The following is a 20298-nucleotide window of genomic DNA, read 5'->3' as shown; positions in this document are numbered from 1 at the left end:
CGAATCCCTTCACGCTGCAACGTGCCAGGTCATTTCGGACGCAGTATCCGCCCCGGAGAGACCCCCGGCAAGCGGATCAGCGAAGCCGGTGAGCCACAAGATCCCAGACCATGTCGGCGAGGTCCTCCTTGGGGCCGCGTGGGATCTCCACCGGCTCCCCGCCGGCGACCAGGACCACCGCCGCGTTGTCCGGCGTGCCGAAGGCGAGACCCGCGCCGACCTGGTTGACGACGAGCAGATCGCAGCCCTTGCGGGCGAGCTTGGCCTGCCCGTTGGCGAGGACGTCGTCGGTCTCGGCCGCGAACCCCACGATCACCGGCGGATACGGCTTGAGCCCCTCGCGACGGCGATCCCCCAGCTCTGCGAGAATGTCAGGATTTTTTACCAGATGAATGGGATCAGGCTCGGCCGAGGTCTTCTTGATCTTCGAGCCGCTCTGCGCCAGGGGCCGGAAGTCGGCGACCGCGGCGGCCATGACCACGGCGTCGGCTCCCTCCACCGCGTCCAGCACGGCGGCGCGCAGCTCCGCGGCCGACTCCACCCGGACCACCGTGGCCCCGGCCGGGTCGGGCAGCGCGACATTCGCGCTCACCAGGGTGACCTCGGCGCCGCGGGCCACGGCCGTACGGGCCAGCGCGTAGCCCTGCAGGCCCGAGGAGCGGTTGCCGATGAAGCGGACCGGGTCGATGGCCTCGCGGGTGCCTCCGGCGGAGATCACCAGGTGGCGGCCGGCCAGGTCGGCGGGGCGCCCGGACAGGACCCTGCGGCAGACCTCGAAGATCTCCTTGGGATCGGGCAGCCGGCCGCGGCCGGTGTCGGCACCCGTCAGGCGGCCCACGGCGGGGTCGATGACGATCGAGCCGCGCTCGCGGAGCGTGGCCACGTTGGCCCGGGTCGCGGGGTGCTCCCACATCTCGGTGTGCATCGCGGGGGCGAACACGACCGGGCACCGCGCGGTGAGCAGGGTGTTGGTGAGCAGGTCACCGGCCAGCCCGTGGGCGGCCTTGGCGAGCACGTCGGCGGTCGCGGGAGCGACCACCACCAGGTCCGCGCCCTGACCGATCCGCACGTGCGGGACCTCGTGCACGGAGTCCCAGACGTCGGCCGTCACGGGGTTACCTGACAGCGCCGCCCAGGTCGGCTCGCCGACGAAACGGAGCGCCTCCCTGGTCGGGACGACGCGGACGTCGTGCCCCGACTCCGTGAACAGGCGGAGCAGCTCGCAGGCCTTGTAGGCGGCGATGCCCGCGCCGACGCCGAGCACGACGGCGGGTCTGCCGCGCATCGGTGGGACTAGCCCTCGATCGGCTCGGAGGTGAGCAGACCCTCGCTGACCTCTCGCAGCGCGATGGAGAGCGGCTTCTCCTGCGCGTGGGTCTCCACGAGCGGGCCGACGTACTCCAGCAGGCCTTCGCCGAGCTGGGAGTAGTAGGCGTTGATCTGGCGCGCGCGCTTCGAGCCGAAGATCACAAGGCTGTACTTGCTGTCGACGATGTCGAGCAGCGCGTCGATCGACGGGTTGGTGATGCCTTCGGAGTAGGCGGCGTTCGTTGCCACGTTGTGATTTCCCCTAGCTAGGTGAACGTCCGGGGCTCGAAGCCTCGGGAGCATCAGCCAGTAAGGCTATCAGCCGATGACATACATCCTGGACGGACGTGTTCACAAGAGTCAGGTCGAATTCCTGCTCCGCCGCCATCTCGATCCGGCCGGCCGCCAGCCGGCGGGCGATGACGTCCTCCGGCTCGGTGCCCCTGCCGCGCAGGCGCTTCTCCAGCTCCTCCCAGGTCGGCGGGGCCAGGAAGATCAGTGTCGCCTCGGGCATGCTCGCACGGACCTGACGTGCGCCCTGGAGGTCGATCTCCAGCAGCGTGGGCACTCCGGCGGCGATCTTCCGGAGCACCGGGCCGCGCGGCGTGCCGTACCTGTTGCCGGCGAACTCGGCCCACTCCAGCAGCTCGCCGGAGGCGGCCATCCGGTCGAAGTCGTCGTCGTCGGCGAAGAAGTATTCCACCCCGTGGGTCTCCCCCGGCCGGGGCTTCCTGGTGGTCACCGAGACCGACAGCCACACCTCGGGGTATGCCCGCCGGAGCTCGGCGACGACCGTGGACTTGCCGACGCCTGACGGCCCTGAGAGGACCGTCAGGCGGTTGCCGATCGGCCCGGCGGAGGCTCGCGCCGCCTCCGGGCCTGCGACCGGGGAGGTGAAGCCACCGGACCCGCTCTCAGCGGTCTCCTCCGGGACCCGACTCTCGTCGGGCCACGACGTTCCGGTCACTCCAAACCCCCCGTTGTTGCCATCCCCGCTGATCCGGGGTGAGCGCGTCCCTACTGAACCGAGACTAGCTCTCGGCGCCGCCGAACTCACGCTCGAGTGAAGCCCGCTGGTTGGCACCGAGACCCCGCACACGGCGGGACTCTGCGATGCCGAGCCGCTCCATCAACTGCTTGGCGCGGACCTTGCCCACGCCGGGGAGCGACTCCAGAAGAGCCGACACCTTCATCTTTCCGATGACGTCGTCAGCCTGCCCGTCTTTGAGCACCTCAGCCAGAGAGATCGCGCCGTGCTTCAGGCGGTTCTTAACCTCGGCACGCTCTCGGCGGGCCTTGGCAGCCTTCTCTAGGGCTGCGGCGCGCTGCTCAGGGGTAAGGGGAGGAAGAGCCACGCCGGGTCACCTCGAATTTCCTGTCGATGTACTCGGACGGGAAGGGAAACTAGCTGGTCATGGCGCTTCAAGCAACGTCAAGGCCGGTTTCTTACCGTAGAAAATCTACTTCGTCACTTTGTGTAGCGACAATATCGCCGAGCGTCGATAAAAGTGCGCCGGACCCGGTGTTTCCAGCGATGTGGATCACACCGCCGATCAGAGCGCGCGACCGCTGTCGGCGAGGGTGCGCCGTAGCGCCGCGGCGATCCCCGCGGCGGTCGCCCCGGGGTCGGCCGAACCGGTGATCGGGCGGCCGATCACGAGAAGGTCGGCCCCGTCGGCGAGCGCCTGCTCGGGAGTCGCTACTCTTGCCTGATCCTGACTCGCGGCACCGACGGGGCGGACGCCGGGAGTGATCAGGGTGATGTCCGGCCCGACCTCTGCCCGCACCGTGGCGACCTCACGCGGCGAGCACACGAGGGCCTGGGCGCCCGCGCCGACGGCCATGACCGCCAGACGGCGCACGGCGTCCTCGGAGGGCCCGGCGATGCCGATGCGCCCCAGATCGGCCTCGGAGAGCGACGTGAGCACCGTCACGGCCGCGATCTGGGTGGCGGGCAGGGCCTCCACGGCCGCACTGATCATCGCGGGGCCACCGCCCGCGTGGACGGTCAGGATGGCGGGCCTGAGCCGTGCCACGGCCTTGGCCGCGCCCGCGACGGTGTTGGGGATGTCGTGGAGCTTCAGGTCCAGGAACACCTGCACGCCGCTCGCCCCGCGGATCGAGGCGATCACCTCGGGGCCGTAGCGGAGATAGAGTTCGAGTCCGACCTTGACGGTGCTGACATGCGGCGTCACCAGACTCGCCCAGTGGGCCGCGGTCTCCAGATCGGGGGCGTCCAAGGCGACGGCGATGGGTGCGGGCCTCACAGGGAACTCTCCTCTAGATCTATCCGATGCCGGGTGGGCGCCCCCGGCGGGCGATGGGCCAGGCCGACCGCGTCGGCCAGCCGGTGGAACCCCCGGGCCGCCAGGAGCTCCTCCAGCTCGCGCAGGATGCGCAGGCAGGCGTAGGGGTCGTGGAACAGCGCCGTGCCCACGGCGACGACGCAGGCCCCGGCGAGGATGAACTCGAAGGCGTCCCTGCCGGTCAGCACGCCCCCCATGCCGATGATGGGCACGCCGGGCAGCGCGGCGTGGACCTGCCAGACGCAGCGTACGGCCAGTGGGCGGATGGCCGGGCCGGACAGCCCGCCGGTGACCGCCGCCAGCGAGGGGCGCATGGCCTCGGTGTCGATGCTCATGCCGAGCGGATTGTTGATCATTGAGAGCGCGTCGGCTCCGCCGTCCACGCACGCACGGGCGACGCTCACGATGTCCACCACGTCCGGGGAGAGCTTGGCCACCACGGGCACGTCGTAGCGCATCACCGAGCGCACCGAGGCGACCACCTCGGCCGAGGCGGCGCCGTCGCGGGCGAAGACCCGGCCCCGGTCCTCGATGTTGGGACACGACAGGTTGACCTCCACGGCGCTCACCCCGGGGGCGTCGGTGAGTCTGCGGGCCAGCGCGGTGTACTCGGCCACGGTGCCGCCGCCGATGGAGACCACGGTCCTGACGCTCCGCTGGGCCAGCCAGGGCAGCTCGCGCTCCAGGAAGGCGTCCACGCCCGGCCCCTGGAGGCCGACGGCGTTGAGCATGCCCGAGGGCGTCTCGGCCATCCTGGGGGTCGGACGGCCCGCTCTGGGGGCCATCGTGATCGACCGCGTGGTCAGCGCGCCGATCCGGCCCAGGTCGAAGAACTGGGCGAGCTCGGAGCCCGACGCCGCGCACCCGGCGGCCGTGGTGATCGGATTGATCAGTTCCACGTGCCCCAGGTATGTCCGCATGTCAACCGACATTGTTCCGCGATCCCCCACCGGGCGCTCCGAGCGCGTCGAACGGGATCGTTCCCACATCGTCGAAGCGGACGCGCTCGCCCCGGAAGACCGGTCCTTCGACGCACGAGCGGACCATCCGGGTGACACCGTCGTCCCCGATGACCGGCAGCACGCACGTCATGCACACGCCGACCCCGCACGCCATCCGCTCCTCCACGGCCACCTGGACCGGGATGTCGAACTCGACCGCCACCGCCGTGACGCCGCGCAGCATCGGCATCGGGCCGCAGGCGTAGACCGCGTCGGCCCGGACGTCGGCGATCACACCGGGCAGCACGTCGGTCACCCGGCCGCGCAGGCCCAGGGAGCCGTCCTCGGTGGTCAGCGTGGTCGTCTCCCCCATCCTCCGGGCACGCAGCGCGCCGAACACCCGGTCGGCCGAGGCCGCGCCGAGCACGAAGTCGACGCGGCAGCCACGCTGCTGGAGCGCGTCGGCCACCGCGAACAGCGTCGCCGAGCCGTACTCGCCGCCGACCAGAACGCAGTTCACCGGGTCGCGCGGCAGCGGGAACGGCCGGCCCAGCGGCCCGACCAGGTCGAGCGTGTCACGGGCGCGGCGCTCGGCCAGCCACGCCGTGCCCGGGCCGCGCGCGGCGAAGACGAACTCCACCGTGCCGCCGTAGTCGGGCTTGACGTCGTGGACGGAGAAGGCGCGGCGCGTCAGCATCGACGTCTGCGCCCCGCCGACGGCCACGGCGACGAAATGGCCGGGCCGGAAGCGCTCGGCGATGCCGGGCGCCACCACGGTCAGCGCATGATAGGCGTCGACCCGGCGCGTCGTCAGCACCGTGCCCGTCACCTGTACCGGAGTAACAGGCGTCTTTCTCACCTCCGCCCGGGCATCAGCCCCGCAGCCGCAGTGCCCATGGTCGCGCCCGGCTCCTCATTCGCTCCGCGGACGGCTCATCCTTCACCGGCCACTCCGCTCACTCGTCCCCTAAGCCGCTCGTCCCCATGGTCGCGCCCGGCTCCTCATTCGCTCCGCGGACGGCTCATCCTTCACCGGCCACTCCGCTCACTCGTCCCCTAAGCCGCTCCGCGTGCTCCTGGAGCGACCGTACGCCGATGTCCCCGCGGACGATGGCCTGGATGCCCTGGACGGCCGCGGCGAGTCCCTGGACCGTCGTGATGCAGGGGATGCCCCGCAGCACGGCGGCGGTGCGGATCTCGTAGCCGTCCAGCCGCGGCCCGGACTGACCGGGGCTGCCGAAGGGCGTGTTCACGATGAGATCCACTTCACCATCCAGGATGCGACGGCCGATGGTCGGCTCACCCTTGGGGCCCGTTCCTTCACTCTGCTTTCGCACGATCTTGGCATGGACGCCGTTGCGGCGCAGCACCTCGGCCGTTCCCTCCGTGGCCAGAATCTCGAAACCGAGGTCCGCGAGCGCCTTGACCGGGAAGATCATCGCACGCTTGTCCCGGTTCGCCACCGAGACGAACGCCCGTCCCCCCGTCGGCAGCGAGCCGTAGGCGGCGGCCTGCGACTTGGCGTAGGCCGTGCCGAAGAACTCGTCGATGCCCATGACCTCGCCGGTGGAGCGCATCTCGGGGCCCAGGATGGTGTCGACGCCCCGGAACCGGTTGAACGGCAGCACCGCCTCCTTGACCGCGATGGGCGCGTCGAGCGGGAGCGTGCCGCCGTCGCCCTCGTCGGGGAGCATGCCCTCCGCGCGCAGCCCGGCCACCGTGGCCCCCATCATCACGCGGGCCGCCGCCTTGGCCAGCGGCACAGCCGTCGCCTTGGAGACGAACGGCACCGTACGGCTGGCACGCGGGTTGGCCTCCAGCACGTAGAGGATGTTGGCCGACATGGCGTACTGCACGTTGAGCAGGCCGCGCACGCCCACGCCGCGGGCGATGGCCTCGGTGGCGGCGCGGATGCGCTTGATGTCGTGGCTGCCGAGCGTCATCGGGGGCAGCGAGCACGCCGAGTCTCCGGAGTGGATCCCGGCCTCCTCGATGTGCTCCATCACGCCGCCGAGGTAGAGTTCCTCGCCGTCGAACAGCGCGTCCACGTCGATCTCGACGGCCTCGTCGAGGAACTTGTCCACCAGCACCGGGTGGTCGCTGGCCGCGCCCGCCTTGGTCATGTAGGTGGTCAGCGTCTCGTCGTCGTAGACGATGGCCATGCCCGCGCCGCCGAGGACGTAGGAGGGCCGGACCAGGACCGGGTAGCCGATCTCCTCGGCGATCGCCAGCGCCTCGTCCACGGTCACCGCGGTGCCGTGCTTGGGCGCGGGCAGCCCGGCTTCGGCCAGGACGCGGCCGAAGGCGCCGCGCTCCTCGGCCAGGTGGATCGACTCCGGCGAGGTGCCGACGATCGGGACCCCCGCGTCCTTGAGCGCCTGGGCGAGACCGAGCGGGGTCTGGCCGCCGAGCTGGACGATGACTCCGGCGACCGGACCGGTCTGCTGCTCGGCGTGGACGACCTCCAGGACGTCCTCCAGGGTGAGCGGCTCGAAGTAGAGGCGGTCGGAGGTGTCGTAGTCGGTGGAGACCGTCTCCGGGTTGCAGTTGACCATGACGGTCTCGAATCCGGCCGACGACAGCTCGAAGGAGGCGTGCACGCACGCGTAGTCGAACTCGATGCCCTGGCCGATCCGGTTCGGCCCCGAGCCGAGGATGAGGACCTTGGGGCGGTCGCCGTAGGGGACCTCGGTCTCCTCGTCGTAGGTGGAGTAGAGGTAGGGCGTCTGGGCGGCGAACTCGGCGGCGCAGGTGTCGACGGTGTTGTAGACCGGCCGGACGCCCAGGGCGTGACGCAGGTCGCGGACCCGGGGCTCGGTCATGTCGCGCAGCTCGGCGATCTGCAGGTCGCTGAAGCCGTACCGCTTGACCTTCGTCAGCACCTCGGCGGTGAGCTGGGGAGCCTGACGCAGCTCGGCGGCGACCTCGTCGATCGCGAACAGCTGGTCCACGAACCACGGGTCCACCGCGGTGGCATCGAACAGCTCCGCAGGCGTGGCCCCGGCGCGGATGGCCTGCTGCATGGTGAACAGGCGGCCGTCGTGCGGGGTGCGGCAGGCCGCGAGGAGGGCGTCCTTGTCGCCGGGTTCCCCTGCCCAGGTGAAGACGGCGCCCTTCTTCTCCAGCGAGCGCAGCGCCTTCTGCAGGGCCTCGGGGAAGGAGCGGCCGATGGCCATGGCCTCGCCGACGGACTTCATGTGGGTCGTCAGGGTCTGGTCGGCGCCGGGGAACTTGTCGAAGGCGAAGCGCGGCACCTTGACCACGATGTAGTCGAGCGAGGGCTCGAACGACGCCGGGGTCTCCTTGGTGATGTCGTTGGGGATCTCGTCCAGGGTGTAGCCGACGGCCAGCTTGGCGGCGATCTTCGCGATCGGGAAGCCGGTGGCCTTGGAGGCCAGGGCGCTGGAACGGGAGACGCGCGGGTTCATCTCGATGACGACCATGCGGCCGGTGTGCGGGTCGACGGCGAACTGGATGTTGCAGCCGCCGGTGTCCACGCCGACCTCGCGGATGACCGCGATGGCGACGTCGCGCATGTTCTGGTACTCGCGGTCGGTGAGCGTCAGGGCGGGGGCCACGGTGACGCTGTCGCCGGTGTGCACGCCCATCGGGTCGATGTTCTCGATGGAGCAGACGATGACGACGTTGTCGGCCTTGTCGCGCATGACCTCCAGCTCGTACTCCTTCCAGCCGAGGATGGACTCCTCCAGGAGCACCTCGGTGGTCGGCGAGGCGTCGAGGCCCGCTCCGGCGATGCGGCGCAGGCCCTCCTCGTCGTGGGCGAAGCCGGAGCCGACCCCGCCCATGGTGAAGGAGGGCCGCACGACCAGCGGGTAGCCCAGTTCGCCCACGGCGGCCAGGCACTCGTCCATGGTGTGGCAGACGACGCTGCGGGCGGAGTCGGCGTTGAGCCCGCGTTCGGCGGCGACCTTGGCCACGATGCCCTTGAACAGCTCGCGGTTCTCACCCGCCTGGATGGCCTCCACGTCGGCGCCGATCAGCTCGACGTCGTACTTGGCCAGGACTCCGGCCTCGTGCAGGGCGATCGCGGTGTTCAGCGCGGTCTGCCCGCCGAGGGTGGGCAGCAGCGCGTCGGGGCGCTCCCTGGCAATGATCTTCTCGACGATGTCCGGGGTGATCGGCTCGACGTAGGTGGCGTCGGCGAACTCGGGGTCCGTCATGATCGTCGCGGGGTTGCTGTTGACGAGGATCACGCGGAAGCCCTCGGCGCGCAGCACGCGGCAGGCCTGGGTGCCCGAGTAGTCGAACTCGCAGGCCTGCCCGATCACGATCGGGCCGGAGCCGATCACCATGACCGACTGGATGTCCGTGCGCTTAGGCACCCTTGCTTCCCTTCATCAGAGCGCAGAACTGGTCGAACAGCCCCGCCGAGTCGTGCGGGCCGGCCGCGGCCTCGGGGTGGTACTGGACGCTGAAGGCGGGGCGGTCGACCAGCCGCAGCCCCTCGACGCAGTCGTCGTTGAGGTTGACGTGGCTGACCTCCGCCGGGCCGTACGGTGTGTCGAAGCGCCCCTCCAGAGGGGCCTGTACGGCGAAGCCGTGGTTGTGCGCGGAGATCTCCACCTTGCCGGTGCGCCGGTCCTGGACCGGCTGGTTGACCCCGCGGTGGCCGTAGCGCAGCTTGTAGGTGCCCAGGCCGAGGGCCCGGCCGAAGATCTGGTTGCCGAAACAGATGCCGAAGAACGGCACGCCCGCCGCCAGGACGCCCCTCAGCGCCTCGACGGGGCCGTCGGCGGTGGCCGGGTCGCCGGGACCGTTGGAGAAGAACACCCCGTCGGGGTTGAGCGCGAGGATGTCGGCGGCGGTGCTGGAGGCCGGCAGGACGTGCACCTCACAGCCGCGCTCGGCCATCCGGTGCGGGGTCATCGACTTGATGCCGAGGTCCACGGCCGCCACGGTGAAGCGCTTGGCGCCGATCGCCGGGACGACGTACGGCTCGGCGGTGGAGACCGCCTCGGCCAGGTCGGCGCCCTCCATCGCGGGGCTGCGCCGGACCCGCTCCAGGAGCTCCTCGACGGGGGCCAGGGCCGCGCCGGAGAAGACACCGGCGCGCATGGCGCCGCGCTCGCGCAGGTGGCGGGTGAGGGCGCGGGTGCCGGCGATGGCGATGCCGACGACGCCCTGCCCCTTGAGGTAGTCGTCCAGGGAGCGGTCGGCGCGCCAGCTGGAGGAGACGCGCGCGGGCTCGCGGACCACGTAGCCGGCGACCCAGACGCGCGAGGACTCGGGGTCCTCGTCGTTGACCCCGGTGTTGCCGATGTGCGGCGCGGTCATCGCGACGATCTGGCGGTGGTAGGAGGGGTCGGTGAGCGTCTCCTGGTAGCCGGTCATCCCGGTGTTGAAGACCATCTCGCCGAAGGTCTCGCCCTCGGCGCCGTAGGGAATCCCATGGAAGACGCGGCCGTCTTCCAGCACAAGCACTGCGGTCACTCAAACACCCCGATCATCTCGGTCATTGCTCCGCAAAGTATGAAATATCCGGCACGCCTGAGGGGGGCGCCTCCACGATGTGGGACGCCTCCGTGCGCACGGCGGGGCCGCGCGCGCAGGCAGGGGGCCGTCAAGCGAGCTTTCCGTCCAGGACGGTCGGCCTGCCACGGAGGAAGGTGGCCACGACGCGGCCGGGCAGGGTCCTGCCCTCGTACGGCGTGTTGCGGCTCTTGGAGGCGTAGCCGGCCGGGTCCACCTCGGCGCGCACGGCGGCGTCGTAGAGGGTGATGTTGGCCGGGGCGCCGACCTCGATCGGCCGCCCGTGGCCCTCCAGCCGGCCGATCCTGGCCGGGGCGCAGGACATGCGCTCGGCGACGCCGGCCCAGTCGAGCAGTCCGGTCTCCACCATGGCCTCCTGGACCACCGACAGCGCCGTCTCCAGGCCGATCATGCCCATGGCCGCGGCGGCCCACTCGGTCTCCTTGTCCTCGACCGGGTGCGGGGCGTGGTCGGTGGCGACGCAGTCGATCGTGCCGTCGGCCAGGGCCTCGCGCAGCGCCTCCACGTCCGCGCGGGTGCGCAGCGGCGGGTTCACCTTGTAGATCGGGTTGTAGGAGCCGACAGGAGAGTCCTCGACGAGGTCGTCGGTGAGGAGCAGGTGGTGCGGGGTCACCTCGGCGGTGACGTTCCAGCCCTTGGACTTGGCCCAGCGGACGATCTCCACGGAGCCCGCGGTGGACAGGTGGCAGACGTGCAGGCGGGAGCCGACGTGCGCGGCGAGCAGGCAGTCGCGGGCGATGATCGCCTCCTCGGCGACCGCCGGCCAGCCGGTGAGGCCGAGCCTCCCGGAGACCGCGCCCTCGTTCATCTGCGCGCCGGCGGTCAGGCGCGGCTCCTGGGCGTGCTGGGCGACCACGCCGTCGAAGGCCTTGACGTACTCCAGCGCGCGGCGCATGAGCACCGCGTCGGAGACGCACTTGCCGTCGTCGGAGAAGACGCGGACCCGCGCGGCGGAGTCGGCCATCGCGCCGAGCTCGGCCAGCCGCTCCCCCGCGAGGCCGACGGTGACGGCGCCGACCGGACGCACGTCGCAGTGGCCGGCCTCCTGGCCCAGGCGCCAGACCTGCTCGACGACGCCCGCGGTGTCGGCGACCGGCTCGGTGTTGGCCATGGCGTGCACGGCGGTGTAGCCGCCCAGGGCGGCGGCGCGGGTGCCGGTGGCGACGGTCTCGGCGTCCTCACGGCCGGGCTCGCGCAGGTGGGTGTGGAGGTCCACCAGGCCGGGCAGGGCGATGAGGCCGCGGGCGTCGACCGTCTCGTCCCCGCTCAGCCCCTGACCGATCTCCGCGACGACGCCGTCGCGGATCAGGATGTCGGCCGGCTCGCCGCCGAGAATCCTCGCGCCCTTGATGACGATGCTGGTCACTGGATCTCTCCCCCGAGGTCGGCGCCGCCAAGCAGCAGGTAAAGGACGGCCATGCGCGTGGTCACTCCGTTGGCGACCTGCTCGACGATCGTCGAGCGCGGAGAGTCGGCCACCTCGGCCGCGATCTCCATTCCCCTGTTCATCGGGCCGGGGTGCATCACGATGGCGTCGTCGTGCATCTTGGCGACGCGGTCGCGGTCGAGGCCGTAGCGGCGGCTGTACTCCCGCTCGGTGGGGAAGAACGCCGCGTTCATCCGCTCGCGCTGCACGCGCAGCATCATGACCACGTCCGACTTGGGCAGCACGGTGTCGAGGTCGTAGGAGACCTCGCAGGGCCAGGAGTCCACGGTCACCGGGAGCAGGGTGGGCGGGGCGACCAGGGTCACCTCGGCGCCGAGCGTGCTCAGCAGCAGGACGTTGGAGCGGGCGACCCGGCTGTGCAGCACGTCACCGACGATGGTGACCCTCCTGCCGTCCAGCGGGCCGAGGCGGCGGCGCATGGTGAAGGCGTCCAGCAGGGCCTGGGTGGGGTGCTCGTGGGTGCCGTCGCCGGCGTTGACGACACTGCCGCGCACCCAGCCGGCCAGGCGGTGCGGCGCGCCGGAGGCGCCGTGCCGGATGACGACGGCGTCGGCGCCCATCGCCTCCAGGGTCAGTGCGGTGTCCTTGAGCGACTCGCCCTTGGAGACGCTGGAGCCCTTGGCGGAGAAGTTGATGACGTCCGCCGACAGGCGCTTGGCCGCGGCCTCGAAGGAGATCCTGGTCCGGGTGGAGTCCTCGAAGAAGAGGTTGACCACGGTACGGCCGCGCAGGGTCGGCAGCTTCTTGATGGAACGTTCTGAGATCTTCGCCAGCTCGTCGGCGGTGTCCAGGATGAGCAGGGCGTCGTCACGGCTCAGGTCGGCCGCCGAGATCAGATGCCGCTTCACTTGTCGTCTTCCTTCAGCAGCAGGACCGCGTCGCGGCCGTCGTTCTCCTCCAGGTAGACCTTGACGATCTCGGACTTGGAGGTCGGAAGGTTCTTGCCCACGTAGTCGGCCCGGATGGGCAGCTCGCGGTGACCTCGGTCCACCAGGGCGGCGAGCTGGACGGCCTGCGGGCGGCCCAGGTCGTTGAGCGCGTCGAGCGCGGAACGGACCGTGCGACCGGAGTAGAGGACGTCGTCGACGAGGACGACGACCCTGCCGTCGATGCCGTCGGCCGGCAGCTCGGTGCGGCCCAGTGCGCGGGCGGGACGGAGGCGGAGGTCGTCGCGGTACATCGTCACGTCAAGGGACCCGACGGGCACCGAGCGGCCCTCGAACTGCTTGACGTAGGCGGCCAGGCGACGGGCCAGGTGGACGCCTCGCGTGGGAATCCCGAGAAGGACGATGTCCTCGGCGCCCTTGGTGCGCTCAAGGATCTCGTGGGATATGCGGATCAGCGCGCGGTTGATGTCGGGCCCCTCAAGGACCGCACGGGCGCTGCCGCGGGCATGCGAAATCGCATCAGTCAAAGAAAACACCACCTTTCCCGCCTCACAGGACGGGTCTTAAAGGAAGTCAACGCCCTCACGTTAGCAGCCGTACGACGGCACGCCGGAATCGACCTCTTGATTCCGTAACGATGACAAACTAGGACAGAGACCTACATATAGTACTCCATAGCACGCACAGACCATTGATCGGCAAAGTCATGCCCGCTCGACCGTGACGGCGGAGCGCCAGGGCAGGGCGGTGGCGACCGCGTCCCGGTCTCACCTCGAGAGAGCGGGGGCCTCGGACGGCCAGGTCCGGACGCGTCCGGCACCGGACAGGAACCCCGAGGCCAGAAGGCATCTGCGCGGGTAACGAGGGTTTCATCCCATCTGCCCCGGGGGAACTCATCGATATCGCTCATGGACGTGAGCGGTGCGGCGGGACTGTGCCGGGGGCGCGCGATGGGGGAGTCTTCTGGCGAGCGTCCGCCAGGACGGATCGGCGCCTTCTCGCTCGCCGCCCTCACCACCTCCGGCGCCCCGCCCGCCGACGCGGTCAACGCCGCCGTGGCGATCCGGTCCGGCTTCCGGATGACGTACGGCACCGGCATGGAGGCACTCTTCATCGGCTTCCTGATGATGCTCGTGGGTATCCCGACCTACACCTGGGCCGAGGCGAGACGCCGCGCGGACGGCCCCGGAGACGAGGCTCCGGCTCCCCTGCCGCTCCGACAACGACGAAGGAAGACGCGAATGACCTTTCATGTCGACTCCGAGGTGGGCAGGCTCCATCAGGCCCTGCTGTACAAGCCCGAACTGGCGCTGAAGCGGCTCACCCCGTCGAACAAGGACGACTTCCTCTTCGACGACGTGCTGTGGGTGCAACGCGCGCTGGAGGAACACGAGCAGTTCCAGCGGGTACTGCGCGACCGCGGCGTCACCGTCCACCTGCTGGACGAGCTGCTGCACGAGACGGTGGAGATCCCCGAAGCCCGCAAGTACATCCTGGACAGCGTCATCGACGAGCGGTACTTCGGGCCGGTGGCCGTCGACGCCCTCCGCAACGCGCTGGACGCGATGGACTCCGACGAGCTCGTGCTCTACCTCATCGGCGGCATCACCAAGCGCGAACTGATGGACAGGGGCACCGACCCCAAGAGCCTGGCGTTCCACACGCTCCCCCCCGACGGCTTCGTCCTGCCGCCGCTGCCCAACCACATGTTCACCCGCGACACCTCCTGCTGGATCTACGACGGCGTCTCCGTCAACGCGATGAGGAAGAAGGCCCGCCAGCGCGAGACCGTGAACTACGAGGCCGTCTACCGCTACCACCCGCTGTTCGCGCCCGGTTACGACAGGCCGGGCGAAGGCGGCTACAACGTCTGGATGCGAGGGCTGGCCGCCGCCCCGGCCACCATCGAGGGCGGCGACGTGCTCGTCATCGGCCGGGGGGCGGTGCTGGTCGGGATGAGCGAGCGCACCCAGCCGCAGGCGGTGGAGATGCTCGCGCGGAGCCTGTTCAGCAAGGGCTCCGCGGAGCGGATCGTCGCGCTGGACATGCCGAAGGCCCGGGCGTTCATGCACCTGGACACCGTCATGACGAACGTGGACGTCGGGGTGTTCACCAAGTTCGCCGGCCTGGGCATGCTGCCCTCCTACACGGTCGAGCCCGGTGACAACGAGAAGGAACTCAAGATCACCGATCATCCCGCGGAGGACATGCACAAGGCCATGGCCCGGGCCCTCGACCTGGACGACATCAAGATCCTCACCCCCACGCAGGACGTCTACGCCGCCGAGCGGGAGCAGTGGGACGACGGCTGCAACGTGCTGGCCGTCGAACCCGGTGTCGTCATCGCCTACGAACGGAACACGACCACCAACGACTACCTGCGCGACAACGGCATCGAGGTGATCACGACCCCGGGCGGCGAGCTCGGCCGGGGCCGGGGCGGCCCCCGCTGCATGAGCTGCCCGCTCGAACGCGACGGCATCTGACGCGCTTCACCGGCCCGGGGGGCACACATATGGCATTCAACCTACGCAACCGCAGCTTCCTGAAGGAGCTGGACTTCACTCCGGAGGAGTTCAGGTTCCTGATCAAGCTGTCGGCCGGCCTCAAGGCCGCCAAGTACGCCGGGAACGAGGTCCCCCGGCTCGCCGGCAGGAACATCGCGCTGATCTTCGAGAAGACCTCGACCCGCACCCGGTGCGCGTTCGAGGTCGGCGCCCACGACCAGGGCGCCCACGTCACCTACCTCGACCCGAGCGGCTCCCAGATGGTCCACAAGGAGTCGGTGAAGGACACCGCACGGGTCCTCGGCCGCATGTTCGACGGGATCGAGTACCGGGGAAGCAGGCAGGCCTACGTCGAAGAACTCGCGGCCTACTCCGGCGTGCCCGTCTGGAACGGCCTCACCGACGAATGGCACCCGACACAGATGCTCGCCGACATGCTCACCATCCAGGAACACAGCGACAAGCCCCTGCACGAGGTCTCCTACGCCTACCTCGGCGACGCCCGCAACAACATGGGCCACTCGCTGCTGGTCACCGGCGCGATGCTCGGCATGGACGTGCGGATGGTGGCTCCCGCGGACCTCTGGCCGGACGAGGCGGCGGTCGTCGGACCGGCCAGGGACCTCGCCAGGAAGACCGGCGCCACCATCACCATCACCGAGGACGTGGCCGAGGGCGTCAAAGGCGTGGACTTCCTCTACACCGACGTGTGGGTGTCCATGGGCGAACCCAGGGAGGTGTGGGACGAGCGCGTCGAGCTGCTCATGCCGTACCAGGTCAACGCGGAGGCGATCCGGGCCACCGGGAATCCGGGAGTCAAGTTCATGCACTGCCTGCCGGCCTTCCACAACCGGGAGACCAAGGTCGGCGAAGAACTGTTCGCGAAGACCGGCCACGACGCGCTGGAGGTCACCGAGGGGGTCTTCGAATCTCCGCGCTCGATCGTCTTCGACCAGGCCGAGAACCGGCTTCACACCATCAAGGCCATCATGGTGGCCACCCTGGGGGACTGACCGTGCACACCACCACACCATCAAGGCACCCGCGGACCCGGTCATCCAGAGGGGGCGACCTATGCGCGTCCTGGTAGCCCTGGGGGGAAACGCGCTGCTGCGGCGGGGGCAGAGGCCCGACGCCGACCTCCAGGAGAACAACCTCCGCGCCTCGGTCACGTCCCTGGCCAGGCTCGCCGAGCGGCACGAACTGATCATCACCCACGGGAACGGCCCGCAGGTGGGCGTGCTGGCACTGGAGAGCGCCCAGGACACCAACCTGACCAGGCCCTACCCCCTCGACACGATCGTCGCCGAGACCCAGGGCATGATCGGCTACTGGCTGCTCCAGGCGCTGCAGAACGCGCTGCCCGGACGGCAGGTCGCGGCGTTGGTCACCCAGACGCTCGTCTCCGCGGTGGACCCCGCGTTCAAGAACCCGACCAAGTTCGTCGGCGAGATCTACAGCCAGGAGGAGGCCGAGAAACTGGCCCAGGAGTACGGCTGGACGGTCAAACAGGACGGGCGGTACTGGCGGAGGGTCGTGCCCTCCCCCGCCCCGCGGCGGGTCGTGGAGACCCGGCTGATCGGCCGCCTGGTCCGCGACGGCGTCCTGACCGTCTGCGCCGGTGGTGGCGGCATCCCGGTCATCCGCAACGAGAAGGGGCGGCTCCAGGGCGTCGAGGCGGTCATCGACAAGGACCTCACCGGATCGGTGCTCGCCGAGGCGCTGGAGGCGGACGTCTTCATGATGCTGACCGACGTGCCGCGGGTGGCGAGGCACTTCGGCACCCCCGAGCAGGAGGACATCACCCACACCACGCCCCACCAGCTGCGCGCCGAGAGGTTCCCGGCCGGCTCGATGGGCCCGAAGGTCGAGGCGGCCTGCCGGTTCGTGGAGACGACCGGCGACATGGCCGCGATCGGCATGCTGGACGAGGCCGAGCGGATCCTGGAGGGAAGGGGTGGCACGATCGTCACGCCCAACGCCACCTGGCCGCTGGCCAGCACCCTCTGATCCGGGATCCGCGTCCGCGTTTCGGCGGTCAGACCCCGGTCAGCCCCCCTGACACGGCAGATCATCACCACACAGGCCCAGTCGAGGGGGACATGTCATGGCTCCGGTGGCGCAGCGGCTGTTCCGCATCAAGCCCGCCGACATGATCGTCGCCGAGGGCGGCCACGGCGAGGGCGGCGAGCTGCGCCGGACCATGACCCTGTGGCAGCTCACCCTCTTCAGCGTCGGCGCCACGCTCGGCACCGGCATCTTCGTCATCCTCGGCCAGGCCGTGCCCAAGGCCGGTCCCGCCGTGGTGGCCTCCTTCGTGCTGGCGGCGATCACGGCCCTGTTCTCGGCCCTGTCCTACGCCGAACTGGCCGGCACGATCCCCGTATCCGGGTCGTCCTACTCCTACGCCTACGCGACCCTGGGCGAGCTGGTGGCGTGGGTGTGCGGCTGGTGCCTGATGTTGGAGTACGCCGTCTCGGTGGCGGCGGTGGCGGTCGGCTGGGGCGAGTATCTCAACCGCTTCTTCCACGATCTGCTCGGCTGGCGGTTACCGGCCTCCGTCACCCACTCCCCCGGCGATCAGGGCGGCGTCTTCAACCTCACCGCGATACTGATCGTCCTGCTCGCCACCTGGCTGCTGATGCGCGGCACCTCCGAGAGCGCCACCGCCAACGTGATCTTCGTAATGCTCAAGATCGCGGTGCTGGCGTTCTTCTGCTCCGTGGCCTTCACCGCGTTCAACACGGGCAACCTGACGCCGTTCGCCCCGCTGGGCGTCGCCGGCGTCACCGCCGCCGCCTCCCAGGTCTTCTTCTCCTACATCGGCTTCGACGCCGCGTCCACCGCCGGAGACGAGGCCAGGAACCCCAAGCGCGACCTGCCCCTGGCGATCGTCTTCTCACTCGTCATCGTCACCGTCGTGTACGTGGCGGTGGCACTGGCCGCCGTCGGCGCCATGCCCTGGCAGCAGTTCAACCCGGGCACCACCGAGGCCGGCCTCGCCCTCATCGCGAACCAGGCCACCGGCTCCACCTGGGCGGGCGTCATCATCTCCTTCGGCGCCGTCGTCGCCATCGCCAGCGTCGTCCTCACCGTGATGTACGGGCAGACCCGCATCCTGTTCGCGATGTCGCGCGACGGCCTGATACCGAAGATCTTCCAGAGAGTCGACCCGCGCCGCCAGGTCCCGGTGGCCAACACGCTCATCGTGGCCCTGTTCATCTCCGTGCTCGCCGGGTTCATCCCGCTGGGCCAGCTCGCCGAGGCCACCAGCATCGGCACCCTGTTCGCCTTCGCCATCGTCAACATCGGCGTGCTGGTGCTCCGCCGTACCCGGCCCGACCTGCCCCGCAGCTTCAGGACGCCGTTCTTCCCGGTCACGCCGGTCCTCGGCGTGGTCCTCTGCGTCATCGTGATGCTCGGGCTGGCCGGAATCACCTGGCTGGCCTTCACGATCTGGATGCTGGCCGGCCTGCTCGCCTACTTCCTGTACGGCTACCGCAACTCCCGCCTCAACCGGAGCGTCCGATGAAGATCGAACATGTCCTCGCCGGGTTCGTCCCCGAATCGCGCGGCAAGGACGGGCTGGCGCTGGCCGTACTGCTGGCCAGGCAGACCGGGGCCCGGCTGACGGTGGCCTACGTGCACACCCCCGCCTGGACCACGCCGGGACCGGGCAGGATCGACGCCGAGTGGCGGGCCTATGTGACCGCGGAAGCCGCCCGGACCCTCGAACAGGCACGGCTGCTGCTGGCGGACGTGCGCGACCTGCCGATCGACTACGTCCTCGACGGCAACCGGGGCAGCGGGCGCGGCCTGGTGCAGCTCGCCGGCAGGACCCGGGCCGACGTGGTGGTCATCGGCCCGGCCCCCGGAGGCGTCCGGGGGCGTATCCGCCTGGGCAGCACCGCCGACCAGCTCCTGCACGCCTCTCCCGTGCCCGTCGCCCTGGCCCCCAGGGGCTACGGCGGGGAGCACCCGCCCGAAATCCGGCGGCTGACCGTGGCCTACCGGCGCGACCCCGCATCCGACCAGGCGGTGCTGGAGGCCGCCACGCTCGCCGCGCGGATGGGCGTGCCACTGCGCCTGATCACCCTGGTCGTACACAGCGGGCAACAGGCGAGGATGGACGAGGAGACGCTCAACCGGCTGCGGGAGACGGTCACGGCCGACCTCAGGGCGGCCGCGCGCGGCCATGGGCGCCTGGAGGTGGCGGTGGAGGTTCTGGAGGGCAGAAACGTGGCGACGGCGCTCGGCGGCACCGACTGCGAGGGGGTGATGCTGATCTGTGCCTCCAGCGAAACGGGACCGCTGCGCCGGGTCTTCGTCGGCGACATCTCATCGAAGATCATACGCTCCGCGTCCTGCCCGGTGATGATGTTGCCCCGAAACCCACCGAAGAAGCCTGGAATCATCGGCAAGCAGGGGAAACTCTGACGGTTCACCGCAGAAGATGGGACAAGTGTGGCGTTTGAGGAGGAGCACACCGGATCGGATTCGGCATCTTTTTTCCAATCAGCTTGACCTTAGGCGTCCACCGCTTTACCGTCACTGTCCGTAACCACACCTCGCGGCGTTATCGGGTAAACCCCAACCTCCCCGTCACCGAAGGTGCTACCCCAGGCATCAACCCGGTGGTTGGGGCATATGTTGCGAGGGAGCACAATCAAGTGAAAGCAGTACATAACAGAGCCGGGGGGCCACACGATGCCGTCTGAGTACGCCAAGTCGCTGGGTGCACGACTCCGCGCGATCCGCACCCAGCAGGGCCTGTCCCTGCACGGAGTCGAAGAGAAGTCCCGCGGACGCTGGAAGGCGGTTGTCGTCGGCTCCTACGAGCGCGGGGACCGCGCCGTAACGGTGCAGAAGCTTGCCGAGCTGGCCGACTTCTACGGGGTTCCGGTCTCGGAGCTGCTGCCGGGTGGCGCCGCCCCGAGCCCGCTCGGCCCGACACCGAAACTTGTGATCGACCTTGAGCGCCTTGCCCAGCTCCCCAAGGAGAAGGCAGGCGCCCTCGCCCGCTACGCCGCCACGATCCAGAGCCAGCGTGGTGACTACAACGGCAAGGTGCTGTCCATCCGTCAGGAGGACCTGCGCTCCCTTGCCGTGATCTACGACAAGTCCCCTACCGAGCTCACCGAGGAACTCATCACCTGGGGCGTCCTGGACCCCGAGGCACGTCGCGCCGTCGACTCCTTCTGACGGTCCGTCCGGGGTGGGCACGCCGATCGCCGGCGTGCCCGCCCCCGGCGAATCCGGCAAATCTCTCCCTCTTGCCAGAACCTCGCCCGCATCCCGCCACGGTTGACGATCCCTGTGGTAGGAAAAGGCAGACATGGCATTTAACGAGATGTGGTGGACATGGCAGGGGGAGAGGATCGGCATGATCAC

Annotated in this window: 18 protein-coding genes; 6 read left to right on the top strand and 12 right to left on the bottom strand. The window is 69.9% G+C overall.

Annotation, left to right across the window (positions count from 1 at the left end; genetic code table 11):
* Window positions 1-76: 76 nt before the first annotated feature.
* From coaBC to pyrR, 12 genes are all read right to left on the bottom strand, one after another.
* Entirely contained in the window at window positions 77-1285 is a 1209-nt protein-coding gene (gene coaBC / locus FHR32_RS27905) for a bifunctional phosphopantothenoylcysteine decarboxylase/phosphopantothenate--cysteine ligase CoaBC (RefSeq protein WP_184757492.1), read from the bottom strand.
* An 8-nt stretch (window positions 1286-1293) separates the two neighbouring features.
* Entirely contained in the window at window positions 1294-1557 is a 264-nt protein-coding gene (gene rpoZ / locus FHR32_RS27900; protein ID WP_012889517.1) for a DNA-directed RNA polymerase subunit omega, read from the bottom strand.
* A gap of 13 nt (window positions 1558-1570) precedes the next feature.
* On the bottom strand, window positions 1571-2155 hold the full coding sequence (gene gmk / locus FHR32_RS27895; RefSeq protein ID WP_184757863.1) for a guanylate kinase: 585 nt from the start codon (window positions 2153-2155) through the stop codon (window positions 1571-1573).
* Window positions 2156-2339: 184 nt separating this feature from the next.
* Window positions 2340-2663 (bottom strand): integration host factor, actinobacterial type, encoded by a 324-nt coding sequence (gene mihF, locus FHR32_RS27890; RefSeq protein WP_012889515.1) that lies wholly within the window; start codon window positions 2661-2663, stop codon window positions 2340-2342.
* A gap of 198 nt (window positions 2664-2861) precedes the next feature.
* Window positions 2862-3575: an orotidine-5'-phosphate decarboxylase gene (pyrF, locus tag FHR32_RS27885; RefSeq protein WP_184757491.1), complete on the bottom strand. Its 714-nt coding sequence runs from the start codon at window positions 3573-3575 to the stop codon at window positions 2862-2864.
* The gene (locus FHR32_RS27880; protein WP_184757490.1) at window positions 3572-4546 is read right to left on the bottom strand and encodes a dihydroorotate dehydrogenase; all 975 of its coding nucleotides are present in this window, start codon (window positions 4544-4546) and stop codon (window positions 3572-3574) included. Before FHR32_RS27880 ends, pyrF begins: the two co-directional genes overlap by 4 nt.
* Window positions 4536-5414, bottom strand: a complete 879-nt coding sequence (locus FHR32_RS27875) for a dihydroorotate dehydrogenase electron transfer subunit (protein WP_184757489.1) — start codon at window positions 5412-5414, stop codon at window positions 4536-4538. Before FHR32_RS27875 ends, FHR32_RS27880 begins: the two co-directional genes overlap by 11 nt.
* Window positions 5415-5577: 163 nt before the next feature.
* Window positions 5578-8898: a carbamoyl-phosphate synthase large subunit gene (carB, locus tag FHR32_RS27870; protein ID WP_184757488.1), complete on the bottom strand. Its 3321-nt coding sequence runs from the start codon at window positions 8896-8898 to the stop codon at window positions 5578-5580.
* The gene (carA, locus tag FHR32_RS27865) at window positions 8891-10006 is read right to left on the bottom strand and encodes a glutamine-hydrolyzing carbamoyl-phosphate synthase small subunit (protein ID WP_184757487.1); all 1116 of its coding nucleotides are present in this window, start codon (window positions 10004-10006) and stop codon (window positions 8891-8893) included. Before carA ends, carB begins: the two co-directional genes overlap by 8 nt.
* 130 nt (window positions 10007-10136) lie before the next feature.
* Window positions 10137-11432, bottom strand: a complete 1296-nt coding sequence (locus FHR32_RS27860; RefSeq protein WP_184757486.1) for a dihydroorotase — start codon at window positions 11430-11432, stop codon at window positions 10137-10139.
* Window positions 11429-12361, bottom strand: coding sequence for an aspartate carbamoyltransferase catalytic subunit (locus tag FHR32_RS27855; protein ID WP_184757485.1), 933 nt, complete (start codon window positions 12359-12361; stop codon window positions 11429-11431). The genes FHR32_RS27860 and FHR32_RS27855 overlap by 4 nt, the downstream gene beginning before the upstream one ends.
* Entirely contained in the window at window positions 12358-12927 is a 570-nt protein-coding gene (gene pyrR, locus FHR32_RS27850; protein ID WP_221466237.1) for a bifunctional pyr operon transcriptional regulator/uracil phosphoribosyltransferase PyrR, read from the bottom strand. Before pyrR ends, FHR32_RS27855 begins: the two co-directional genes overlap by 4 nt.
* A gap of 714 nt (window positions 12928-13641) precedes the next feature.
* Between pyrR and FHR32_RS27845 the strand changes: the two genes are divergently transcribed.
* The 6 genes from FHR32_RS27845 (at window position 13642) to bldD (ending at window position 20109) form a co-directional block, all read left to right on the top strand.
* Window positions 13642-14886: an arginine deiminase gene (locus FHR32_RS27845; RefSeq protein WP_184757861.1), complete on the top strand. Its 1245-nt coding sequence runs from the start codon at window positions 13642-13644 to the stop codon at window positions 14884-14886.
* 29 nt (window positions 14887-14915) lie between these two features.
* Entirely contained in the window at window positions 14916-15920 is a 1005-nt protein-coding gene (gene argF / locus FHR32_RS27840; RefSeq protein WP_184757484.1) for an ornithine carbamoyltransferase, read from the top strand.
* A gap of 61 nt (window positions 15921-15981) precedes the next feature.
* A complete protein-coding gene (gene arcC, locus FHR32_RS27835; protein ID WP_184757483.1) occupies window positions 15982-16917 on the top strand; it encodes a carbamate kinase in 936 nt (311 codons plus the stop codon).
* Window positions 16918-17014: 97 nt separating this feature from the next.
* Window positions 17015-18439: an amino acid permease gene (locus FHR32_RS27830; protein WP_184757482.1), complete on the top strand. Its 1425-nt coding sequence runs from the start codon at window positions 17015-17017 to the stop codon at window positions 18437-18439.
* On the top strand, window positions 18436-19344 hold the full coding sequence (locus FHR32_RS27825; protein ID WP_184757481.1) for a universal stress protein: 909 nt from the start codon (window positions 18436-18438) through the stop codon (window positions 19342-19344). Before FHR32_RS27830 ends, FHR32_RS27825 begins: the two co-directional genes overlap by 4 nt.
* Before the next feature lie 270 nt (window positions 19345-19614).
* On the top strand, window positions 19615-20109 hold the full coding sequence (gene bldD / locus FHR32_RS27820) for a transcriptional regulator BldD (RefSeq protein ID WP_184757480.1): 495 nt from the start codon (window positions 19615-19617) through the stop codon (window positions 20107-20109).
* Window positions 20110-20298 lie beyond the last annotated feature (189 nt).

Origin of the sequence: Streptosporangium album, assembly GCF_014203795.1 — a bacterium.
GTDB lineage: Bacteria > Actinomycetota > Actinomycetes > Streptosporangiales > Streptosporangiaceae > Streptosporangium > Streptosporangium album.
This window is presented reverse-complemented; position numbering and strand designations above follow the sequence as displayed.